Raw genomic sequence first — 3,096 nt, forward strand, 5'->3', positions numbered from 1 at the left:
GTAAACAGGCTGGCAAAACAGTGGTGGCAGGCGTTGAGCACCGCCCGCACTCCACGCACGTTCAGGTAGGTCTCCTGCTGGCCGGCAAAGCTGGCATCCGGCAAGTCTTCTGCCGTGGCGCTGGAGCGCACTGCCACATCGGTGTCGGGGCCGTAGCGCTCGCACAGCTTCTGGTAGGCTTCGGCGATGGCCTGCTCTAGCTGAGGGGGGAAGGGAGTTTGCAAGATCAAGGTGCGGGCAGCCTTGCCCCGCTCGCGCAAATTTTGGACATTCTCAATGTCTAAGTCTTTGAAAATCTCCTGCAACTTCTCCTCTAGGCCCGCAGAGGCGATGAACTGGCGATACGCATGGGCGGTGGTGGCAAATCCTGTCGGCACCTGGATCCCCTTTGAGGTGAGCTGCTGCAGCATTTCTCCCAAGGAGGCGTTTTTCCCGCCTACCTGAGCAATATCCCGTAGGCCCACCTCTGTGAGAGACAAAACCAAGGGCGGCTCTGAGCCAAGCTGGGGTTGAGAGGGTTGCTGAAGCTGGGATCCCCTGGTTGCTCCATCCGACATGCCTTACCTCCTTCTTAGATCCATTGAGCGATCCATTGAGCCAACGCCAATTGCTGGGGTGTGCTGTGTTGTCGGCTTGGGATCGCTCCCGGCTCTCCTATGCCAACACTCGGCCCAACTCATTCTTGGTGGGCCATAGCCTCACTCTAGTCAGGATTTTCTGCCCCTTAAAATTGCCCAGGGATCCCCCCAAGAAGGCTTAGAAGGCGATGAGACAAGGCAGATCCCCCCACCACCTGCCTGCGGAAGTTGCTGCAAATCTTCGACCTTTTTTACTCAGTGCAAAAGTAGCCGGGCTGCCACAATGGTCAAAGAAGGCAATTTGGGCAACAACGGCATGGAGGGCCACAAGGAGGCTGCAGCAGACATTCGCCAGATCAGGGTGACGGAAAAACAGCAGGGCTTGCGGCTGGATCGAGGATTGGCAGAGCAACTGCCGGAGCTGTCGCGGTCGCGCCTGCAGCAGCTTATCCGCCAGGGCCAGGTTTGGCTCAATGGGCAGCCCTGCCGGGATAAGGATCGCCCCCTGCAAGCTGGGGATGAAGTCGAGGTGCGGATCCCGCCAGCCACCCCGACTGCCCTGCAGCCGGAGCCGATCCCCTTGGACATTCTTTACGAAGATGACGATTTGCTTGTGATCAACAAGCCCCGCGGTTTGGTGGTGCACCCCGCCCCCGGCCACGCCAGTGGCACCCTGGTGCACGCCCTGCTGGCCCACTGCCCCCATCTTTCAGGCATCAACGGCGAGCTGCGTCCAGGTATTGTCCATCGCCTTGACAAAGACACCACTGGTGCCCTGGTGATTGCCAAACACGATCAGGCCCACCAGCACCTACAAGCCCAGATCCAGGCCAAAACCGCCCGGCGCATCTACTTGGGGGTGGTGTTTGGCCGGCCGGCCCAAAGCCAAGGCACCGTCTCTGCCCCCATTGGGAGGCACCCGGTGGATCGGCAGAAAATGGCCGTCCTGACCCCTGGCCAAGGGCGAGTGGCGGTAACCCACTGGCAAGTGTTGGAGCGGCTGGGCAACTACACCCTGATGCAGTTTGAGCTGGAGACCGGGCGCACCCATCAAATTCGGGTGCATGCTGCCCACATGCGCCTACCCATTGTCGGGGATCCCCTCTACACCCAGAGCAAAACCAGCCCTGTTAAGCTGGGCGGCCAAGCTCTCCATGCCTGGAAGCTCTCCTTTGTTCACCCGCGCACAGGCCAGCCGCTGCAGTTTACCGCTCCCCTGCCGGAGGAGTTTGAGCGGCTCTTGCGGCAGTTGCGCAGCCAGGCGGGCTAGGCAGCCTCTGGGGTTTCCCCCTTGCTTTGCCTGGTCATTGCAAACGGCTGTGGAACAGCTGGTTGGTTGATCCCCAGCTCCCCTCGCCCGAAAGGGGTGAGGGTCAGCGGCGAAGGGTCTTCATCTTGTTTGAAACGAGTATGCCCAGTTGTCCCCACACCCGTGGGGGTGAACCCGGCCAGAGAAGAGAATTAAGACAATCTCACATCTGCTGGGATCCCTTGCGTGGATGAGTAACACTGGGACTAGGTCGCAGAAGCGGCGCGTAGCGCAATCTCAAGGAGCCGAACATGAGCAAGAGCTTGCTGGAGCAGTTGCGAGAGATGACCGTCGTGGTCGCCGATACGGGTGATATCAACGCCATCGAGAGCTTTAAGCCGCAGGATGCCACCACCAATCCCTCTTTGATCACAGCGGCTGCCCAAATGCCCCAGTACCAGGGCATTGTCGATGAAACCTTGCTCAAGGCCCGCCAAGAACTGGGATCCAAAGCCGACATCAAAACCGTGGTGGCCCACGCCATCGATCAACTGGCCGTGGCCTTTGGCGTGCGCATTTTGTCCATCATTCCTGGCCGGGTCTCGACGGAGGTGGATGCCCGCCTCTCTTACGACACAGAAGCCACAGTTGCCAAAGCCCGCCATTTGATCGAGCTCTACAAGGCGGCAGGAGCGGATCCCAAGCGGGTGCTGATTAAAATTGCCTCGACTTGGGAAGGGATCCGGGCTGCCGAGATCCTGGAGAAAGAAGGGATCCACTGCAACCTTACCCTGTTGTTTGGCTTGCACCAAGCCATAGCCTGCGCCGAAGCGGGGGTGAAGCTGATCTCGCCCTTTGTAGGCCGCATCTTGGATTGGTATAAGAAACACACGGGCCGGGAGAGCTATCCCCCTGCCGAAGATCCGGGGGTGCAGTCGGTGACCCAGATTTACAACTACTTCCGCAAATACGACTATCCGACCGAGGTGATGGGGGCCAGCTTCCGCAACATCGGGGAGATCATCGAGTTGGCCGGCTGCGATCTTCTCACCATCTCGCCCGCCTTGCTGGCGGAGCTGCAGAACACCGAGGGTTACCTGGAGCGCAAACTGGATCCGGAAAAAGCCAAGAAAATGGACATCCCGCGCCTGGTGATGGATCGAGCTACCTTCGACCAGATGCACCGGGAAAACCGCATGGCCTCAGAAAAGCTGGAAGAAGGGATCCAGGGCTTCTCCAAGGCGCTGGAGGTGCTGGAAAAACTGCTCA

General features: G+C 59.4%; 3 protein-coding genes. 2 read left to right on the forward strand and 1 reads right to left on the reverse strand.

Annotation, left to right across the window (positions count from 1 at the left end; genetic code table 11):
* Nucleotides 1-557: PEP/pyruvate-binding domain-containing protein (locus NW846_RS09540; protein ID WP_414515837.1), on the reverse strand; the 557-nt coding region annotated here is incomplete at its 3' end.
* 337 nt (nucleotides 558-894) lie between these two features.
* Between NW846_RS09540 and NW846_RS09545 the strand changes: the two genes are divergently transcribed.
* A complete protein-coding gene (locus NW846_RS09545; RefSeq protein WP_414331111.1) occupies nucleotides 895-1,848 on the forward strand; it encodes an RluA family pseudouridine synthase in 954 nt (317 codons plus the stop codon).
* 290 nt (nucleotides 1,849-2,138) lie between these two features.
* Nucleotides 2,139-3,096, forward strand: a 958-nt coding sequence (locus NW846_RS09550; RefSeq protein ID WP_414515839.1) for a transaldolase, incomplete at its 3' end; no start/stop codon positions are given.

This window comes from Synechococcus sp. W60.3 (assembly GCF_047502615.1).
In the GTDB taxonomy this organism is placed as follows: domain Bacteria; phylum Cyanobacteriota; class Cyanobacteriia; order Thermostichales; family Thermostichaceae; genus Thermostichus.